The sequence below is a fragment of the Halalkalibaculum sp. DA384 genome (assembly GCF_043951955.1).
Classification (GTDB): domain Bacteria; phylum Bacteroidota; class Rhodothermia; order Balneolales; family Balneolaceae; genus JAMQKA01.
On the sequence record NZ_JBINJE010000035.1, the window covers coordinates 18,741 to 39,425 of the forward strand.

Genomic DNA, 20,685 nt, shown 5'->3' on the forward strand with positions numbered 1-20,685 from the left:
TGTTTAATAAATAATTTCATCATCCAAGCTTCTTTCCCAAGATTCTAACTCATCTTTTAATTGACTGAATATTTCCTGGTTATTTTCCCTTACATTTTTTGACTCATCAATACCTTTTGAAAGGTTGTAAAGCTCTTCACTGTCTTCATTAATTACAATTTTCCAGTCACCTTTTCTCGCGGCTTTACCCTCGCGAAATCGCCAGAAGACAGTGCGTTCATTCCATTCGTACTCACCTTCACTTCCATTTACCAGTGGGGCAAAACTCCTTCCAGTTACATCCGTTTTACTCTCAATATCAATATTAATTATTTCCGCAAGGGTCGGCAATATGTCCATAGTTAAAATCAAGTCATCAGATTCGCCCGGTTCAACTACGCCGTGCCAGTACAAGGCTGCCGGAACCCTGTGTCCCCCTTCATATACCTGGCCTTTGGTTCCTCTAAACGGGTGATTTGAACCCACATTCCCGGTTGCCCCATTATCCGACAAGAAAAGAATAAGTGTTTGATCCAATAGTTCCTTTTCCCTTAAAAAGGAGATTACACGTCCGATATTCTGATCCAGTGATTCTATCATTTCTACATAAGCCCCTTTGATATCCTGTCTGCTTCCAAGAACGGGAAATTCCCCATGTGCTGTTCGGTCAGCCGGATCATCCGGACCCTGGTAAGGATAATGTGGGGCCCCGTGAGCCAGGTACAGAAAGAAGCGTTCGTTTTGGTACTTTTCTAAAAAACTGAGGCCGTGATCCGTAATTAAATCGGTTAGGTACCCCTCTTCCGGGGCAAGTTCTTTTTGCCGCCACCAATCGGGATATCCTTCCTGATCAATATGACTCCTATAGTCCACATTTCCACTGACAAATCCTCTGAAATAATCAAATCCCTGAACAATGGGTCCGAATTCGGGCTGATATCCCAAGTGCCACTTTCCAAAAATACCCGATGTGTAACCGGCCTCACCAAAAAGTTCGGCAAGGGTATATTTATCGGGACTCATACCGGTGTCCCGGTGATTCGCAGCGGTTACCACTCCCTCAACCCCGGCCTCCTGGGGATACAAACCAGTCATGAGCGAAGCACGGGTAGGACTGCATACGACTCCATTGCTGTGGAAATCCGTAAACTTTAAACCACCCGCCGTCAAGCTGTCGATTACCGGAGTTTCAATTGAACCGTCCCCGCCAAAAGACTTCAAATCGCCATAGCCCATATCATCAGCCATGACAATAATGACATTCGGTCGATCCCGGTTACTCCGATGATCTGCGTTGTCTGATGAGGTACAACTTCCCCACAAGGCTATTATAAGTATAAGCAGATACAGTTTTCTTATAAAAGTCAGGACCATTAGTATCCCGGATTTTGTTCACCCAGGTTTGCATTATTAATGAACTCGGTAGAAGGTAACGGATAGAGATGATAGGGCTGTCCGGTGATCGGGTGCGAAATAAATTTTTCTGATTCGATCGTGACTCCGGTTTTAGCTATCTGCTCTTCCAGGATAGCCCATCGGTTCAGGTCAAAATACCTTTTGTTTTCAAAGGCAAATTCAACTCGTCTTTCCTGTCGTATTGCTGTACGCATGGCATCCTGGTCTCCACTCACTGAAGACTCCAGATCATCCAATCCCGCCCGATTTCTAACCCGGTTTACATAGTCTTCTGCGTCCGTATTACCAGCGCCCAGTTCATTCAGGGCTTCCGCGGCAATTAACAACACTTCAGAATAACGATATACCGGAAAATTATATGGACTTTGTCCAGGTTGAAAAGCACCACCATCATAGTACTTATTGAAATGATACATACTACCGTCAGGTTTACTCGGGTCAAGGAAATTCGGTAGTCCGTAACTGTCAAGGGTTACGTCAAATCTTTCATCACCGTTTTCAAATGCTTGAACAAGGGCATCATCACTGGTGGTTGAGTTTCCGAAATCATTATTCACATCTGTTGGAAGAGTACCGGAACCGCCCCCGAGTGCTTCCGGTTTCAAAAAGTTCCAGTTGGCTCCCAATGCACCGGATGCCGAAGAAAACTGTGCTTCAAATATAGATTCTGAGCCATTTTCAGCATTCCCGTAGAAGTTATTTTCATAATCGTCATGTAAACTGTATACACCGGAATCTATGACTTCCTGAGCCAGTGACGCTGCATCGCTCCATTCCCCTAACTCCAAATGAATAGAGGCCATAAGCGTCTTGGCAGCCCCAAGAGTTGCCATACCAGCTTCAAACGAGTCAGAGCCACTGTAGGATTCAGGCAGGAGATTGATAGCCTCTGAAAGGTCCGTTTTAATTCTGTCATAGACATCCTCTATTGAAGCTCTGGGTTGCTCAGCATCTTCTCGCAGAACAACATCATCTACAATTAACGGAACCCCACCATATAATCTGACCAGGTTAAAGTAATAGAGAGCCCGCAAGAATTTTACCTGCCCTTCAATCAGATTTTCGGTTTCTCCTGTGATCACCTCGGTGGAACCAAGTTCAGACAATATCTTATTACACCTGCTAATTCCAGTATAATGATTGTCCCACCAGCTGGTAGCCTCCGATTTAGTTGGAGTATAGGAATACAATTGTTCCTCTGTCTCTCTCCTCCATGTCCACCCGTCATCACTTGCTTTTGCCAGAGGTTGTACTAATCCCCCCAAATCATAAATTGAATTTAACGGTTCATAGGCTCCATTAAGCGCTAGTAAGAATCCTTGTTCATTGGTGAAGAGGTTATCCTGCGAAAGTTGCCCCTTTAATTCTGGAGTGAGTACTTCATCCCCACATCCGGTACTCATTACAATCAAGCACGCAACAAGAATAGCATTAAATATTTGATTTTTCATTGTCATAATATTTGAAATTGTAAAATAGTGCTAGATAATTTAGAAACTCAGTTCAACACCCAGGGTGTAAATTCTGGACAGTGGAAACGGCGTCATATCCTGCCCGGCAGAGATTAAGCTGTCGTATGTGTTAGCTTCAGGATCATATCCAGAATACTCTGTTATTGTAACTAAATTCCGCCCGGTTACAATGATCCGTGCCCGTGTTGATGAGCCAAGATTCAGTGCATTCATGGTCCTCTCAGGAAAGTCGAAAGAAAGGGTTACATCACTTAACCTTATATACGAAGCATCTTCAAGAAAACGAGTTGAAACGGCTGTTGCCAAGTCCTGGGTTCTGGCAGCATCTCCACCCTGAGCCGGACGTGGAATTTTATTACTGGGATTTTCGGGCGTCCAGAAATCGGCAACTTCTGCCAGGTTCTGTACAAAAGGTACACTACGTGCAAACAAATTCCTTGTACCATTAAATAATTTGTGGCCTCCGGCATAACTTAAAGAAGCAGACAAACTTAGTCCTTGATACTGAAAGGTGTTTGTCATACCACCAAAATATTTGGGCTGAGGTGAACCGGCAAAAATTCTGTCGCCGTTATCAAGCCGACCATTGCCGTTGTGGTCAACATATTTTACATCTCCAGGGACTGCATCCGCAAATGCATCTGCTTCCTCTTCTTCCCCTAATTGCCAGATACCATCAAATTCCCACATGTAGAAGGCCCCGACAGGTTGCCCGGCCTTTGTTAAATTTACGATATCATTTGGTAGCGGAACTGCTTGTCCGGGTACTTCCAATGGTTCCCCAATGGCATTGGTACCAATATCAAGCACTTCATTTTTATTGTAGGTAAAGTTCAGATTGGTAGTCCATGAAAATTCCCCTATTAAATTTCTGGTAATAGTGGAGAACTCAATACCCCTGTTCAATACAGAACCAAGATTTACAGTTGGGTTCTGACTTACACCCGCCGTTAATGGTATTGGTGACTGAATAAGTAAGTCTCTTGATTTTCTGTCATAAAAATCCAGGGTGAAATTTACCCTGTCATCATACAATCCCAGCTCAATCCCCACATCGAATTGCTCACTGGCCTCCCACTGCAAATTGGGATTACCTAAATTAATGGCAGCACCTCCCAAGGATTGCTGGTCGCCCCAGACATAATTGGCAGAACCTACCCTTGTTAAGTATTGGAAATCGCCAATGCTTTGGTTACCGGTTAGACCATAACTTATCCGCAACATCAGTTCATTAATAGCAGAATCGTTACTCATAAATTGCTCATTGGAAATTCTCCACCCAACAGAGGCAGATGGGAAAAATCCATAACGATTCTCAGGACCAAATTTCGAAGACCCATCCCTGCGAACAGTTCCTGTCAGCAGATACCGATCATCGTAGTTATAGTTGATTCTAAAGAATTGAGACATCAAGCCAGAACTCACTTCTGATCCACTTGCATTAAACGTGGATTGATTTGAAACCTGGTCCAACTGATTAATCTGCGTGCCTGAAGCACTAATCGAATTTTGTTGAATCTCAAACTGCTGAATACTTCCCCCGATCAATCCTTCAACGCTGTGTTTATCAGAAAATGTGTTGGAATAGCGCAGGGTAACATCACCTACAGCATTTATTTCTCTTACATTTCCCTCGTTTACACTCCCTTCAGTTCGCTGGTTAGTGCCCCTTCTAAAGACTGGTAGGAATGAATAATTCCCTCCTCTCACAATATCTCCACCACCACTTCCCGTTAAGGTGAGATGGTCCGTCAAATCAAAATCAATTTTAAAGTTTGCCAGCATTCGCGTTGAGTTTCTCGTGCGCGTCTCTTCCAAACGTCTTGCTACAGGATTTGTATTATTCCCAAAAAACGGCGGGCCACTTTCTGGTCCAATAAAATTCCCCTCATCATCTTTATAAGGAGCATAGGAATGCGTAAAAATGGCCTGACGCAATGTTCCACTACCGCCAAAGTAGGTACCACTTTGTGCATCAGTAACATTCTGTTCCTGCTGACTACCTGACACTCTTGCAGTGATATCCAATCTGTCGTTAAAAGAATGATTTAAATTAGCACGTACCGAATACCTGTTTATATCTGTATTCAATAAGACCCCTTCCCTGTCAAGAAAAGTACCAGATACTGAATAAGTTGTAGATTCATTTCCGCCACTCAAACTAACATTGTGTTCATGCCGCAATGCAGTTCTGGTAATTAATTCCTGCCAATCATTGTCTACTTTCCAAACATCTAAACTGGGATCATCAAATACATCAGTAGGTAAACCAGAATTTTTAAAGGCTTCAACAAATAGTTGTCGCTGTTGCTCAGTACTTAACTGATCGAGTGTTTTGGTAATCTTTTCAAACCCCACATTCGAGCGAAATGTCAAATTAGTGGTGCCCGGAACGCCCGATTTAGTTGTAATCAGCACAACACCATTCGCAGCTCGTGCACCGTAGATAGCAGTAGCAGAGGCATCTTTTAGAATCTCAATAGATTCTATATCATTTTGATTTATTGTGGACAAATCACCACTAAATAATGGAACATCATCTACAACATACAACGGATTTGAGTCGCCGGTGACTGAACCAACCCCTCTTATTGAAACCTCAAAATCTCCATCGAGTGCACCACCACTCTGTCGAACAAAGACCCCACTGGCTTGTCCCTGGAGTGCACCTTCAAGAGAAGAAACAGATTTGTATTCCAAACCTTCGGTTTGAACAGATGAGATTGAGCCGGTAACATCTGATCTTCTCTGCGTGCCATACCCAACTACAACAAGTTCATCACCTGATACAGCTTGCGTTTGTAATGCCACTTCTATACTGGACCTTCCATTAATTGGAATCTCCTGCGTTTGATACCCGATAAAGGAGAATACCAGCGTATCCTGCAGGGACGGCACATTCAGCTCATATTCTCCTTCACTATCAGTGGAAGTACCTGTTGTCGTCCCCTTCACCACCACATTTACTCCCGGAAGTGGTTCTCCACTAGTTGCATCGGTTACCGCTCCGGTAACCATTTCCAACAAAACCTCCTGCTCTTTCGCTGTTTCCTGGACATGCATTTTCATTAGGACAAGCTGTTTACCTGCAGAAATGGCAAAACGCAATCCCGTCCCCTCCAGCGTTCTCCACAGTGCTTTTTCAACGGTCCCCTGGTTCACATTCAGATTCACCTTCTGTTCTTTCGTGCCCAGCAGCTTGCTGTTGTACACCATCTCGAGCCCCGCTTTTTCAGCAACGGTGCTTAATGCTTCAAGCAGTGGTTTATTTTCAAACTCTACAGAGATAATTTTGTTCAATACCGCTGAATTGAACACATTCTGGTCGACCTCCATGTTGTGGTACAGGTCATCAATATTTTCAAGTGTCGCTATTTTACTGTCCTGGCCAACAACTGCAGTAGAGCTTAAACAAAGCAGCATGCCCAGTAAAAAAATACTTCCTATCCACCTTGTGATTGTATTCTGTATGTATGCTCCCATAACTACATTCCCGTTGTTTTTTGGTGTTAAATTGCCCGTTATCTTTTGAATTTTATTTCGCTTTGAAAGTGATCGTTCTGCCATCCTGCGTATAGTGAAGTTCCAGTGACAATGCGATTGAATTTAGTACGCTTGACATAGACACATCTTTAAATGTACCCGTTAACTGCCGCTTTTCATCTGAAATACCCTCATCAAACAGCACCTCAACGTCGTACCAACGCTCGAGCTTCTTTTCCACCTCGCCAAGCGGAGCATCACGGAAAGTGAGTATTCCCCTGCTCCAATCGGTATACATGCTCACATCAGGGATATTTGAGGCAAGAATCTCCCCGTTCTTGTTAATCATCCCTTTTTGGTTTCTTGTCAATTGAACCTCGGGCGCTCGCAAATCGTCGTCCGAACCGAGAGCCACTTTTCCTTCGGCCACTACAACCTGAACTTCTTCGTCCCCGCTGTAGGCCGTTATATTAAATTTGGTTCCCAATACGTGTGTTACTGAATTGGCAGTAAACACCACAAAGGGTCGGTTTTGATCGGATACGACCTCAAAAAAGGCCTCTCCGTGTAACCGGACCACCCTCTCATTCTTCATATAATCATGAGGGACCGTCAATTTGCTTTCTGCGTTGAGGTGAATTCGGGTTCCGTCGGAAAGCCGCACCATCGTTCGCTGCCCTTTTTCAGTAGTGATTTCCTGGCTTACCAATTCTTGCTGAGGGAGTTCGGGAGGGAATGGACCACTGTTATAAAACAGCAACGCTACCAGCAACACTGCGGCAACCGTACCCACATATGCAAGCACCCTCGACCGCCGTCCGGCACGATTCTCCCGTAAATAATGCCTGTTGACCTGACCGGTACCAGGCACCCCATTGTCACTGACGGCACTTTCCCGGTCCAGAATATGCTCCCGCCTGAAAGCATCCCAGGCTTTGCCGGAATCGACATCAATATTTTTGCCGGGCGAAACCCTCCAAATTTGTTCCATTTCTTTCATGATCTTCTTGTTTTCAGAGGAAGCGTTCAGCCATTCTTTGACAAGCTCTTCCTCCCTGACCGAACATCTGTTGGATATATATTTCTGCAGTAACTCTTTATTCATCATGCTTCAATTATTCCTTTGAATCTATTATTAACACGACCTCAGCAGCCTGTACCCTGTAAAATTTTTGATTTTTTTTGAAAAACATGCTGAAATGCCGGGACAAGACTTAAAACATTGAAGACACAGCTCTACTCAGAACCGGTAGAACGAATCGGAAAAATTTTGGCCATGGTGTTATCGCTTACCTGGCTTGGAACATTATCACGGAGTTGCTCCCTCAGAATATCCAGTGCGCGACTTATCTGAGATTCCACCGTCTTTACTGATATATCCATCACATCCGCAATCTCGCTATAAGTCAACCCGTCCTCCCTGTGCAGTATATACGCCTGTTGCGCCCTCGTGGGCAGACTTTTTATCGCTTGCCGAACGGCCTTTACAAAGGCTTTGTCTTCCTGGGCAACCTGCTCCTGTGTTGAAAACCGCTCGTGTTGCAGCCTGTGATTTTCCTGATGGTTTCTAACAACTTTTTGGTGGTCTAAATAGTCAAGAGCCTTGTTTTTTACAGCCTGGTAAAGATAGACCCGTAAAGAGCGGCTGGAATCCAGGGTTTCCCTAAGTTGCCACAAGTCGGCAAAGACTTCCTGGACCAGATCTTCGGATATCGCCTTTGATTTGGTATATCTCCAGCAAAAATTGCAGAGCGGCTCATAATATGCTAAAAACACCTTTTTGAAGGCCCACTCTCTACCATTTGCAATGCCTTTTACAAATGCTGCCTCGGTCATTTGCTCATCACTCATATTGATCCCTTCATATCTAATTTTCAAGACCAGTACTGCCTAATCCCCATGCGTTAGATAACTCATCAAACAGAATTTAACCGATAACCATCCCCTGTATGGTTAAACGCTGTATTTATAAAACGGGCGACTTCTGCTGTACCCTGTAATATTTTTCCAATTTACTGAATTTCTTCTTTTAGCCTGGATAATCACCAGGAAATTTAATTTAAGCTTAATTCGGGATAAACATATAAAAAACATTGATATAAGGTCTCTCTTAAGGCGAGAACCAGAATCCGAAGTTTTCGGATTGGGGAAGGTGGGGTTCACCATTCGCTCAGCGATTGGTAAGAATACTCCTCAGGTCGACTTCAGGGAAAGAGGTGTTCATATTTTGGTGACCAAAAACGCAAAAGTAAAGATGATTAAGCAGCCTCAATATGACAAAAGAGACTATTCTTCACAATAGAGGTGTTCCTTTTGGCTTGACCCAAAAGGAACCAAAAACTCAAGGCGGCGAATGGGGCACCCGCTCCGGCCGCAGCAGGCGTGGAGAGATAGAGAACAATGCCCTTTCTAAAACCCCCGGGGTTCCGAACAAGGCCTTGATCCCAAACCTGCGAGGTTTCCCTTCCAGGAAAGGCAATGGCTTTGATAGGATGCGTCCCTTCCGGAGTACAAACCTCGCAGGTTTCGAGCCGAGCTGATCATCAGACAAGGTATACCGGCAGGATCTCCGCGCCCCATTCAAGGCCGGAAAGGGCAGGGTAGCAATTTTTAGCTCATGCTCCCTCGTCAGACAGCACTTCTTCCGGTATCGGAACAATTGCTTGACACGTTCAAACGATCTCCCCTTCGAAATTCATCATTTCTAATTCTTCATTTTTCATTCCTCACTGAACACCCCCCTGCATCCCCTTCGAACATCATTTACCGCTTTTCAATCATAACTGCCACAAGGGGGAAAGCCCCGCGTTCTCCGTTTCTGCCCCTTCAAAATTCATCATTCATAATTCCCATCTCCAGCGGATTTTTCGTTTTCTCATCGATGAAAAAATGAACAAGAAAAAACTGATTAGGAAGCCCCAATAAGAAAAAAGGCTATTATCTACAATTGAAGTCTTCCTGAGGCTGTCCAAAAAGTCTCGACAGATGGTTGCATTCATTAATAATTTAGGTTTGTGGAAGAAATGGAAGATCAATCCTCCTGTCCTGCTTCTCCAAGAGGAACTCAATGATGAAAAAACAGCTCTTCATATATGGAATGAGCGACCATAAAATCCCTCTTGAAGAAGAGGGATTTAGGGAGATTGACCACGCCTTAATTATTTAAGTGGCGTTCCCCCTTATTGGACTTTTTGGACAGCCTCAGGAACCCAAAAAAGGAGGTGATCCTGACCGCAATAGTGCGAAGCAAAATGGAACGACGGGCTCCCCTTACCTCCCTGTAAATGTACTTCCAGTGCCTTTTGCCTCGGTCTTCTGAAATTGCAGCCTGAACTGGGTGCCATTTTGTTTGGAAAGGCTGACTTCTCCTTCGAGCTGTTCCTTTAGTAACTTTATCAGCGTTAGGCCGATGGTTGACAACTCTTTTTGCATTACATTATCAGGGATGCCTACTCCGTTATCTGTGATCTCGACCACTACACTCCCCTCTTCTTCATAGAGATGAACGTCTATTTTTCCTTCATTTTGGTGCTCAAACGCATGTTTATAGGCATTGGTAAATACCTCGTTAACCATAAGGGCACACGGTATCGCCTGGTTAATATTCATCGGAATCTGCTCAACCTGCAGATTCACATCAATCTGTTTTTCAGGATCGTAGACTTCCGAAATATTGTATAGCAGCTCCTCTATATTTTTTCCAAAGTTCAAATGCGACAGACTCTCCGAGCCGTATAACAGCTCATGAATGGTGGCAATGGTTTGAATACGTTGCTGAGCTACCCTGAGTGAATCCTGAAGCTCGCTGTCGGTGGAATCCATCGCCTGCAGTTCCATCATACTGGTGACAATGGCAAGGTTATTCTTCACACGATGGTGAATCTCGGCCAAAAGCGTTTCCTTTTCTTGCAGCGATTCTTTCAGCTGCTGCTGGTAGGCGACCTGTTCACTAAAGTCCATCGCTTCAATAAAAATACCGTAGACCTCTCCAGCTTCATCAAACAGCGGAGCAAACAAAAGGTTAAAGATGTATTGTTGCTTTGATCCCTCCCTTTCCTTGTCAATCTGTACAGGATCCCCATATCCCAAATAAGGCTCACCGGTTCGATAAACCTCTTCCAACAGGTCTACATAGCCCTGTTCCCTGAGTTCTGGAACTACATCGGCAATACGCTTCCCAAGGATCTCCTCCTGGCCTACTACTTGCCGATAGGCTTTATTAGCGATAACATAGCGCAGTTCGGGACCTTCCAACAAGCATTTGGGGGAGGGTGCTTCTTCAAACATCTCTTTTAGCTTGTCCCGATCGGCTTCCGCTTTCATTCGTTCGGCGTGCTCCTCCCGCAGCAGAGAACTTAACTGCTTTTCAAGCTCTTTCTGCTTTGTAATATCCAGGCCGGTTCCAATAATAAACGTCTGATTGTTTTGCTCAAGTCGCTCGGCATTAAACCGATACACCGCCGTATTGCCACCGGCGATGTTCAGCGTCAACTCAAATGTGCTGTATCCTTCATCCAGCACGTTGCGTATCTGGACCGGCACCTGCTCTTTATCATCCTCATAAACAAATTCCACTGCCGGGCGTCCGGTAAGCTCTTCCATCGGTAATCCGAACACTTCGGTAGAATGATTATTGCATCGTACTACCACGCCCGCCTCATCCAGCATAAAAAAGACCCCGGGCAGGCTACTCAGCACGACGTCGGTAAACTCTTTTTCCTGGCGCAGGGCCTTTTCCTGTTGTTTGCGGTCGCTGACATCCCGAAAGAGTAAACTGGTCCGTTTTTCACCGGCATAATTTTTAAACACCGATGAGGTCAGCTCAACCGGTATTTTTCGGCCTGATTTGTGGATAAAATTCAGTTCTCCCGAAAATTTTCCCGTTTGGGAGCGCTGTTTCAAGGCTTTCTCTAATTTTTCATCTTTGACAACAATCTCATCTCTGCCCCGCTCTTGTATTTCCTGCTCTAACATCCCCAGAATTTCGCACGCCGCCGGATTGGCCTGCAGGATTTTCCCATTTGGATTTGTGAGCATAATTCCATCCAGGCTGTGCCTGAACAACATTTCATTACTCAGCCGGACGTTCATCTCACCAGTGAGATCTTTGTACATGACCAGCTGGCAGGTCCCATCCTCCCCTGCAAGCGTCACCGGATTTCTGATGACCCGGGCGTAGACAAATTCACCGCTCTTTTTTTGATGCCTCCAAATCCCCTCATCGCCCACCTGCTCGTTATCTATTTGAGACAGGTATTTCTTCAACTTTGGCACCTCTTCCCCGGGACGTAAATCAAACAACGTGAAGGACAGCATCTCCTCCCTCGAATACCCGTACACGTCAATCATCGCCTGGTTCACCTCCTTTATGGAATAATCCGCTGGGTCATAGATCCACATCGGGATGGGACTCTCATGGAAAAACTGGTCAAAATTTTTCAACTCCATATATACTCACTCCTTACAATAGCCGAAACAGTACGTGAAAATGCAGAAACTGGGTGTAACAGCGGTTTTGCAGAGACCTCTATCAATATTTCTCATCAAGGTAAGAAAAACAACATGAAAACATGTGTATAATTCATTTCAACATATTTCCCGGTTGTCAATGTATTGTGACCATCCAAAGCGTTAGCAAAAGAAAATTATCGAAGGAGACCGTGACAGGGAGTGATTATCCGTTAATTGTTTGACAAACAACGAATTCCTAATAACCGATCCCCGGCGGCGGCTTTTTTAGGTTCGTTTTTGAACCGTACAAAAATGAACAGGGAAGGAGGATAACGAAGTCTTAATGTGAAACAGGAGACTATTTTCCCCAACTCGCAGAGACGCGACATATTGCGTATCTACTGGATCTTGCTTCGACTTCCGCGCCCCATTCAAGGCCGGGAAAGACCAGTTGTATATTTTGTTGCCCCGCCCCTCGTCAAACAGAACTTCTTCCGGTAGGGACATGATGCTATAACTCGTTCATGCTACCATCTCACAAAAATCCCGTCGTTAAAAATTCGTTATTCGTGATTCTACATTCGTAATTCCCGGGATCTCCCAAATATACGATCGATTGGGTTCCCTGCCTTTACAAAAATGCTCTTACCCACAGCAAGAACTGCGAGATCTCTATTCTTGTACGTTAGCTAATGTTGGCCTGAAGGTGAAGAACTGAACCAGTGCTGTTTTAACCGTTGGCAGGCCCTCAGCAGCGCGTTCGATATTTGTGCGCATGTTGAGCGCCATCTTGCGCATGGCATTTTCGGTCCATGAACGGGGAACCAGAAATTCATTTAGAACTTCGTCCACCCAAATACCCATCAGGTCTGGTGGTATGGTCGTTAGATCTTGTATGAGGTAGGGCTCCTGGATTCCGGTTGAATTCGTTAACGGTTTTAAGGAAGAGACAAAATAAACAGCTTCTCTGTGCCGGTATTCTCGGGGTAGCGTATTGATGATTACTTTAGAGCGGGTATAATTGTATTTGGCCAGGACTGAGTCTGAATCTGTCGGATAGGCAGGCATCTCCACAACCGGGAGATACAGTACATTCAGGGAATCCCTGGGATAGTATTTTTCAAAATCCTCTATGGGACTAAAACTTAAAAACTTGTCTACCAGGGCGTTATAGCGATCATAGGTATTTTCATTCGGAGGCTGGGAAAACAGAATGTATGAATACATTCCATAGGACTCTTCCACCTCATCATCTACCAAAAAATCTCGCCCGGTTTCTGCAATTTCTCCCATATTAGCCTGCTCTTGATAGGAACCGCATGCGTACAGACCGGTAATCAGTACCACTCCCAGGATGATATATAAAAACCTGTGCAGATCGCCTCTTTTACTTTTCGACTTCTGGTTGTTCATGTTTATCCCTCTTTTTAAATAAACTGTAAATCCAGGTTAGAATTGAAAGACCACCAACGACGATAAATGTTTCAACAGCATCGAGTGGCTGTGATGGGTAGAGTATGTAAAAAGCCACCCAAATAATGACTGTACCAGCGAATATGAATCCCACCTTTTTGCCCATGAACTGCTTTGGTTAAAACATTGTATAAATTGTAGTACGGCGAGAAAAACTTATTATCTATAAAGCTAATAAAAACAATTTCTTATAACCAGAAAACAGCAAATTATTTTTAAGTGCAGCCGGCTGCGCTATTTGCGTATCAAACGCAATATTTTTCGGACCATGTGAGGGAAGGAATCTGAAATACCAGTAGAACCGGGCTTTGAAAAATAAAAGGTAATCTAAGCTCCACGGCAACTCTGTCTGCACCTGGTACTGGTTCGGAGAACCTCTGTATTGTAGATTTTGGTTTCCGGATCACTTTCCTTTTCCGCTGTCTCCTGCTGAATTTTTATCCGGTACGTGGGTGGAATACGCAAAACAGACAAGACAACAACTGTATTGAAGAAGTAAATAGTTACGTGTTATATCTGACTTCTGTGTTCAACAGGATGTAATGAACCTGTGATAGATGGCTGAAACGGTATTTCAGGTACTAAAACTGCCCTTTTCAACTTGTTTTACAGCCCTTATAACCCATTGTATTTCTAATAGACCCTAATACCGCTGCCACACATGATCAAAGACCTCATTACAGGTCTGTGAAAATAGCTGGCGGTTGTACTTGTCAGGCAGGATGTTGTCCAGCTCTTTTTCGATGGTGACCTTCACGTCGGCGATGCGGCGCTGCTGCTTTTTCCAGTCGGTGACCGTTTTGGATTGATTGAGCTTCTCCAGCAGCTCGGTGATACCATCCTTGATCTGGTCTCTTTCCTTCTTGGTGAGCTCAATCTTTTCATGCTGGGTGACGATATCAAAGACGGCCAGTTGCTCCTCGGAAAGATTTTCTTTGGCGTGGCGCTCGGCTTCCTCATCCAGGTCTTTGACCAGGTTGAACAGCTCCTCCAGCTGGACCTCCACCGAGATGTTGTAATTATTATACTTCTCGATCATCTCCTCATAGCGCTCCTTGAAGTCCATGCGGGTGCGGTTCTGCTCCACCATCTCCTGCACGCGCTGTTCAACAACGGTCTTCATTTTCTGCAGCTCCACCCGCTTGTGCTTCTTCTTGGCAAAGCGCCCTTTAAGTTTCTCAAAATCGACCTTCCCGATGTCAATCAGGTTGCCGTCATCATAGATTTCGTAGGGCTCGCTGACGATCGACTCATCCAGCTTGTCTGTGATTTTCTTTTTGACCTCTGAGATGTCATCGGTTTCCTGCGGACCAATAATCTTGATCCGGTCCTTGATCGCCTTCAGGGCTGCCCGTACCGGCAGGAACTCCTCGGCCTTGGGATCGGGCAGGATCGCTTTGTAGAGGCGGTCCACCACATTGGCATGTTTGATGAACTCCTTCTTTTTCTGGTCGTTGATGAGGACTTCATCCACGGCATCATCGACCTTGTCGCCCAGCTCCTCGTACTCCACGATGGCACGGGCAAACTCTTTCTGGTACTTGGAGGCCTCGAAGCCTTCGGCGTTGATGATCCTTTCAAGGTCCACGCCCTGCTGATCGCAAAACTGTTTGGCTTCTTCCACAGCTTCCCGAAGCTGGTTCACAAGTTCTGATTTATCCTTCACCGGGTTGGTGGCCTCGGGATCGTCCGGCTCGTGGCCGGTGGCGTAGGTGGCCAGGGCTTTCTGCAGGTTGCGGAATACGCCCACGTAATCGACGATCAGGCCGTTGTTCTTTTCGCCGTACACCCGGTTGGCCCGCGCGATGGTCTGCATCAGGGTGTGGTTCTTCATCGGCTTGTCCAGGTAGAGGGTGGACAGGCTCGGGCAGTCGAAGCCGGTGATCCACATGGCACAGACAAAGACCAAGCATAGCTCGTCATCCGGATCTTTGAATTTCTCTTCTAAGTTCTCGTTCTCCTTGCGCTTGCGGTGGGGCCGGATATCCAGCCCCTCCTGCTCAAAGTCCTGGATCTCGTTTTGCGACTTCGAGATCACCACGGCCATGTCGGTCTCCTTAAGGTAGTGGAGGCGTTCCAGCAGCCGGTCCTCCTGCAGGCCGGTGGTTCGTTGTAACTCCCGTTTAACGCGCCGCCGCTCGCGTTCCCACTCCTCCTGCACAAGGTCGTACATCCGGACGGCCGTGTAGCGGTCGATGCAGATCATCATCCCCTTACCCATGTAGCCGCGATCCAGGAAGTGCTGCACCAGGTCTTCGGCGATCGCCTCCAGCCGGTCCTGCCGGGTAATCAGGTGGTATTCCTGGCGGAACTCCCGTTCCAGCTTCTCTTCCTGCTTGTCGTTGAGCATCGCCTCGTCGAGCAGCTCCTCCAACTCTTCGTTGAGGTGCTCGTTGGTGAGCTGCAGCTCGGGGATGCGGTTCTCGTAGTAGAGCGGCACGGTGGCCCCGTCCTCGATCGACTGCTTGAAGTCATAGACGCTGACGTAGTCGCCGAATACCTCGCGGGTCTTCTCGTCCTGCCCCTTGATCAGCGGCGTGCCGGTGAAGCCCAGGAAGGCGGCGTTGGGCAGGGCCTTGCGCATGTTCATCGCCAGTTTGTCGTACTGGGTGCGGTGGGCCTCGTCGGTGATCACGATGATGTCGTCGTCTGTGCTGAGGACCGGGAACTCTTCGTCATCGCGGGTGTGGAACTTGTGGATGAGGGTAAACACGTAGCGATGGTTTTCCCGCAGCAGCTGCTGGAGCTGCTCCTTGCTGTCGGCCCGGATCTCCTGCTCGGGCTCGGTGACCGCCCCGACGGAGGCAAAGTTCTTGTAGATCTGGTCGTCCAGGTCCAGCCGGTCGGTGACAATCACGAATTTCCAGTCGCCGGCCAGCGCCCGCATGATCTTGCGGGTTAGCAGCACCATGGAGTAGCTTTTGCCGCTGCCCTGGGTGTGCCAGAACACGCCGAGCCGCCCCTTGTTTTCTTCAATAGACTTGACCGCCTCGATGGCGTTGTTGACGCCCAGGTACTGGTGGTTGCGGGCCAGCAGCTTCTTGGGGTTGGCCTTCACGTCGTCAAACAGGATAAAATGCTCCATCAGGTCGGCCAGCCGCTGTTTGTCACAGATGCCGCGGATGGCGGTCTCCAGGGTGACGATGCCGGGCTCGTCCTCGTCGCTGATCTTCTTCCACTCCCCGTACTGCTCCCACGGAGAGGTGATGGTACCCACCTTGGTCTCCGTACCGTTGGAGAGGATGATCACCTGGTTGTACCAGAACAGCTGCGGGATGGTATCTTTGTAGTCGCTCAGGTTGTAGGCGTACCCGTCGCGGACGCTCCGGCCGGTCTTTTTGAGCTCAAACAGCACCACCGGCAGGCCGTTGACGTAGGCCACCAGGTCGGGACGCTTGTCCCCGTACTCCCCGTGCACCCAGAGCTGGGAGACCAGCAGGTGATCGTTGTTTTCTGGTTCCTGCCAGTCAATGACCTGCAGGGTCTTGCGGACGGTTTCGCCCTGCTGGTTGCGGTACTCCAGTTTGATGCCTTCCCGGATAAGGTCATAGATCTGTTTGTTGGCGCGGACCCAGTGGGTGGAGGAGCGGTCGCGGGTGAGGCGGCGGACGGCCTCGTTGATCTGCTCGGCGGGGACCTCGGGATTGAACTCCTCCAGCTTGCTCAGAAGGCGCGGCTCCAGTACTACTTCGTCCCGCGTCTGGCGGCCCAGGGTGCCAGGATGGTCGCCGGAGGCCAGTACTTCGTCATAGGCATTGATCGTCTCCCACCCCAACTGGTCAAAGAGATCAATCGCCGGCTGTTCGACCTGGATGTCTTCAGAGTATTTGCTCATTCAGTAAAATTTGAATTCGAATCCCCATCCGTTGGGCCGTAGCATGCTACGGCCGTACAAGGGCAATATTTCAATTTTTAGCAGCCATATATTCCACGGCCTGCTCGTGAATTTCATTGCTGTTTGGATTTTCCCGATCTATCTGCCAACGCAATGGATTATTTAAAATATACTTCCTGATACGATGCAGGGCTTTTTCATTGCGGATTATATGATCGTAAAATCGGGATTGCCATGCAAAATATTCATGCCCGTTTCGGTTGCACCACCGGGTGATGGCTGATTTATAGGATCTGATTATGGTGGATAGGGATCCAGCATCGGGAGAGATGCTCGACATTTCGTCCTGAACTTCATCTTCATCTTGTGGGGACGTTGCATGCAACGTCCCCACAGGCTGATCTTTCGAATCTGCTTCCTGGAATTCAATCCCCACAATGCCATGCAGATGATTGGGCATTACCACAAATTCATCCAATACCACATTGGATTGATGGCTCGGAATCTGCCGCCAATAATGCCAGGCCAGGCACCCCGGCACCGACAGGCCCATGATACCATCCCGGATCTCCCCGAAATGATGCTGCCGATCCTTGGTGCAGATGGTCACAAAATACAGCCCGGGATTCCGGTAATCCCATCCTTTTAATCTAATTGATTTTCGGTATGGCAGGTTTCTCTTTGGCATCTAATCTTAAAATTGTAAACCATCACAAGATTGCTGAACCTATCACATTCTTTTGCGTGTGGGGACGTAGCATGCTACGTCCGTACTTGGCCAGTATTCCGTGGCTTATCAACGGAGGCCAGCACCTCGTCGTAGGCGTTGATCGTCTCCCATCCCAGTTCTTCGAAAAGCTCAATCACCGGCTGTTCTACCGCTTTGTCTTCGGAGGATTTGGACATTACTCAAGTGTTAGTAATTCTGTTCCAAAATTTCTGGAAGTTTGGGCCCTCAGATAATGGTCGAGTATTTGGAGGAATTATCTGCATACTCAAAGGAATTGGAAAATCAATTCCAATAATTGCTGCTTCACCAGGCTTTAGATTTGGCAAAAAGGATGATGCTGATTTATCAATTTCTCCACTAGCTTTTTCAACTATATACCTATCCTGATCATTAGTGAGTCTATGAACTATTAATGTTCCCATTTGACTCAATACTGCTTTGGTAATATCGCGTGGTCTTTGAGTCACGAGACAAATATTAAGTCCGTACTTTCGCCCTTCTTTTGCAATAAGTTCAAAAGAATCTAAATCAGCAGAATTTTCATCTCTTCCAAGCGTACCCCCTAGAAAATTGTGGGCTTCGTCAACAAAAACTACTAGGGGTTTTTCAACAAAGCATTTTTTTCTTGCCTCCGTCAATAATTTTCTTCCTATAACATTAGCAACAATTTCTTTTGCTTGATACTCCTCAGAAACACCTGATAGACTAATCCTCAATAGTTTTTGATTACTCTGACCATTTTGATCATTTAAGAAATGATCAATTTTTTTATTTAATGATGGAAGATTATCCGTGCTAAAGATGAAATCAAATTCATTGCTATTTAATATGTTTCCAATCCGACTTACAAGAGTTGAACAATAACCCCAGTGTTGTTGGTTTTTCCTTCCATATGATTCATCATTTTCCCACACACATTCGTTTTCAATTTGGCCTATTAACTTATTAACATCGAACTTGGCGTTTGGGTTATATGCAACTTTAGAAATATCCGACCTAGACAAAATTTCGTTATACTCTTCATATGTTCTTCCTGTTTTAACAAAATAACCATTGGCATCAGCAAGAGATGGATCTTCATGTACAATTCTTAGGCTTATTATAGCCTCCCTTAATTTTGGCATTTGAATACCCGATGAGGGTCGGAACATCGCTATAAAATCAGATTCTGCGAAATTACTTGGAGGTAAAGAACATTTTATTGCATTATCAGCTTTGTTCACGGGTTCCCCCAAATACAAATGCCTAATTGAATCGTGACTAAAGTCTCTATATTCACCTGTAGCATCTAGTAATATGATTTTACTATCAAACTTGAGACACTCTTCAATAATGTGAGCAGTTGTCCAACTCTTTCCACCTCCTGTTGCTCCAAGTATTGCACAATGTCTTCCAAATAACTTTTCGGGGGTTATTGACACATTAGATTGTGTATTCGCTTCGATAGCACCAATTTTAAGTCTCACATCATTTTCACTCTTTAATTGGTCCTCCATCAAACTTGGAATTAATGAAATAAAGGTATGAGGGGCTGAGTATACCTTGTCACCTAACCGAGGATAGGTTTCGAGTCCTGCACTAATTCGCATTTTATCAGTAGTCACTGTTCCTAACAATTGGATAATTCCAATAGCATCTAAATCAGGTGATCCAGTAAGTGTTTTATCAATGTTTCTACGCTCTCTTTCAGGTAATCTTACCTCGATCATTCGACCAAGAAGCAAATTTTGTTGTCCCTCAATTAATAAGAATTCTCCAACTTCACCTTTGCCATACCTGCTGCCTTCAAAAAATGATCCACTTGGCTTACCGGCATCATATAAATTGACACGCACTTCTGTAGCAGAAACTGAAGAAATGCTCCCTAAATATAGTTCAGATCTAAGTATTCCTTTTGATTCAAGCTTGTTCAACTCCTTTGAAAAATCCATGGCTACGAACTTATGTCTTTAATGGTACGCTCAAGTTGTTGTGCAGATGTAAGGGCTTTTAAATTCGGAATCAATTGTGCAAACTTTTGAAATGAGGCATTGATAAACCAAATATCCTCACCAGCTAATGCCTTCTCTTTCAATTTTTCCCAATATTTTGATGGTTTATCAGCTTCCAATTGTTTCTCTGCAAATTGATCAGCGATTACAACCTTTAAGTGTGGATTGGTATCGATTGCCGAAATTACAGGTTCTGCCAAGTGGTCATCATTAAATCCAAACCCTGAAATGATCAAACAAGTATTCGGTTCTCGTAGTGAACTTAAATACCTTGAGAAAAGCTCTAGATGCGGTTGAATATATGATTGCTGATATTTTCCATGTGCTGGATAAATTATGCAGGCCTTTTTCGGATTAGGTTCATCAATTTCGATAATCTCACTCCCATTCCTTTCCCAATTTACAGATCCATGCAGTTTAAATAATTGAAAAACCCCTTCAAGAAAATTAGTGGTTTTATCATGACTATTTGTTCTTCTTACGATATCACAATTAAAATAGTTTGGATCATATCTTCTTGGATTAACGAAAGAGAAACCATCTAATATTATTAATCCCTGTAGTGATGCTGCTCTTTCGAAACATAAATCATAATTGGTTGTAAATATTTTAAGTCTTGGATCTCTAACTCTCCTTTTCGATAAACGGTGCAGAAAAGTTCTATGTCCTTCAAGATTATCGTTATTTAGAAAAGAAGAGCACTCATTTAATATTATTTTTTTTGCTTCAGTTAAAAATCCTTCAACTTTTAAGTTTTCTTCGAGAGTGTAAATCTAACTCTGTCTAAGTTTAGTAATTCAAATCTCACTAACTTAGACAATTATGACACAAGAAGAATTAAATAACCTGCAAAAA

General features: G+C 45.3%; 12 protein-coding genes. All 12 read right to left on the reverse strand.

The window, feature by feature from the left end:
• Nucleotides 1–3: 3 nt before the first annotated feature.
• Nucleotides 4–1,353 carry a sulfatase-like hydrolase/transferase gene (locus tag ACG2E4_RS15555; RefSeq protein WP_395277139.1) on the reverse strand — a complete coding sequence of 450 codons (1,350 nt, stop codon included), beginning with the start codon at nt 1,351–1,353 and terminating at the stop codon, nt 4–6.
• The gene (locus ACG2E4_RS15560; RefSeq protein WP_395277140.1) at nt 1,353–2,846 is read right to left on the reverse strand and encodes a RagB/SusD family nutrient uptake outer membrane protein; all 1,494 of its coding nucleotides are present in this window, start codon (nt 2,844–2,846) and stop codon (nt 1,353–1,355) included. The genes ACG2E4_RS15555 and ACG2E4_RS15560 overlap by 1 nt, the downstream gene beginning before the upstream one ends.
• Before the next feature lie 39 nt (nt 2,847–2,885).
• Nucleotides 2,886–6,434: a TonB-dependent receptor gene (locus tag ACG2E4_RS15565; RefSeq protein WP_395262134.1), complete on the reverse strand. Its 3,549-nt coding sequence runs from the start codon at nt 6,432–6,434 to the stop codon at nt 2,886–2,888.
• Nucleotides 6,403–7,458 carry a FecR family protein gene (locus ACG2E4_RS15570; RefSeq protein WP_395262133.1) on the reverse strand — a complete coding sequence of 352 codons (1,056 nt, stop codon included), beginning with the start codon at nt 7,456–7,458 and terminating at the stop codon, nt 6,403–6,405. Before ACG2E4_RS15570 ends, ACG2E4_RS15565 begins: the two co-directional genes overlap by 32 nt.
• Before the next feature lie 128 nt (nt 7,459–7,586).
• Entirely contained in the window at nt 7,587–8,201 is a 615-nt protein-coding gene (locus tag ACG2E4_RS15575) for an RNA polymerase sigma-70 factor (protein WP_395262132.1), read from the reverse strand.
• Between the two features lie 1,419 nt (nt 8,202–9,620).
• Nucleotides 9,621–11,798 carry a PAS domain S-box protein gene (locus ACG2E4_RS15580; protein ID WP_395277141.1) on the reverse strand — a complete coding sequence of 726 codons (2,178 nt, stop codon included), beginning with the start codon at nt 11,796–11,798 and terminating at the stop codon, nt 9,621–9,623.
• Between the two features lie 675 nt (nt 11,799–12,473).
• On the reverse strand, nt 12,474–13,214 hold the full coding sequence (locus ACG2E4_RS15585) for a hypothetical protein (protein ID WP_395277142.1): 741 nt from the start codon (nt 13,212–13,214) through the stop codon (nt 12,474–12,476).
• A 703-nt stretch (nt 13,215–13,917) separates the two neighbouring features.
• A complete protein-coding gene (locus ACG2E4_RS15590; RefSeq protein ID WP_395277143.1) occupies nt 13,918–17,109 on the reverse strand; it encodes a type I restriction endonuclease subunit R in 3,192 nt (1,063 codons plus the stop codon).
• A 70-nt stretch (nt 17,110–17,179) separates the two neighbouring features.
• Nucleotides 17,180–17,797, reverse strand: a complete 618-nt coding sequence (locus tag ACG2E4_RS15595; protein WP_395277144.1) for a transposase — start codon at nt 17,795–17,797, stop codon at nt 17,180–17,182.
• A gap of 74 nt (nt 17,798–17,871) precedes the next feature.
• Nucleotides 17,872–18,015 (reverse strand): hypothetical protein, encoded by a 144-nt coding sequence (locus tag ACG2E4_RS15600; protein ID WP_395260996.1) that lies wholly within the window; start codon nt 18,013–18,015, stop codon nt 17,872–17,874.
• 3 nt (nt 18,016–18,018) lie between these two features.
• Nucleotides 18,019–19,770, reverse strand: a complete 1,752-nt coding sequence (locus tag ACG2E4_RS15605) for an ATP-binding protein (protein WP_395260998.1) — start codon at nt 19,768–19,770, stop codon at nt 18,019–18,021.
• A 2-nt stretch (nt 19,771–19,772) separates the two neighbouring features.
• Nucleotides 19,773–20,603 carry an SIR2 family protein gene (locus tag ACG2E4_RS15610; RefSeq protein ID WP_395277145.1) on the reverse strand — a complete coding sequence of 277 codons (831 nt, stop codon included), beginning with the start codon at nt 20,601–20,603 and terminating at the stop codon, nt 19,773–19,775.
• Nucleotides 20,604–20,685 lie beyond the last annotated feature (82 nt).

Bases quoted from the DNA above. Each gene is read 5' to 3' on its own strand.
- ACG2E4_RS15560 (WP_395277140.1), bottom strand. From the start codon at position 2,846: ATGAAAAATCAAATATTTAATGCTATTCTTGTTGCGTGCTTGATTGTA.
- ACG2E4_RS15590 (WP_395277143.1), bottom strand. From the start codon at position 17,109: ATGAGCAAATACTCTGAAGACATCCAGGTCGAACAGCCGGCGATTGAT.
- ACG2E4_RS15580 (WP_395277141.1), bottom strand. From the start codon at position 11,798: ATGGAGTTGAAAAATTTTGACCAGTTTTTCCATGAGAGTCCCATCCCG.
- ACG2E4_RS15575 (WP_395262132.1), bottom strand. From the start codon at position 8,201: ATGAGTGATGAGCAAATGACCGAGGCAGCATTTGTAAAAGGCATTGCA.
- ACG2E4_RS15595 (WP_395277144.1), bottom strand. From the start codon at position 17,797: ATGCCAAAGAGAAACCTGCCATACCGAAAATCAATTAGATTAAAAGGA.
- ACG2E4_RS15600 (WP_395260996.1), bottom strand. From the start codon at position 18,015: ATGTCCAAATCCTCCGAAGACAAAGCGGTAGAACAGCCGGTGATTGAG.
- ACG2E4_RS15570 (WP_395262133.1), bottom strand. From the start codon at position 7,458: ATGATGAATAAAGAGTTACTGCAGAAATATATATCCAACAGATGTTCG.
- ACG2E4_RS15565 (WP_395262134.1), bottom strand. From the start codon at position 6,434: ATGGCAGAACGATCACTTTCAAAGCGAAATAAAATTCAAAAGATAACG.
- ACG2E4_RS15555 (WP_395277139.1), bottom strand. From the start codon at position 1,353: ATGGTCCTGACTTTTATAAGAAAACTGTATCTGCTTATACTTATAATA.
- ACG2E4_RS15605 (WP_395260998.1), bottom strand. From the start codon at position 19,770: ATGGATTTTTCAAAGGAGTTGAACAAGCTTGAATCAAAAGGAATACTT.
- ACG2E4_RS15585 (WP_395277142.1), bottom strand. From the start codon at position 13,214: ATGAACAACCAGAAGTCGAAAAGTAAAAGAGGCGATCTGCACAGGTTT.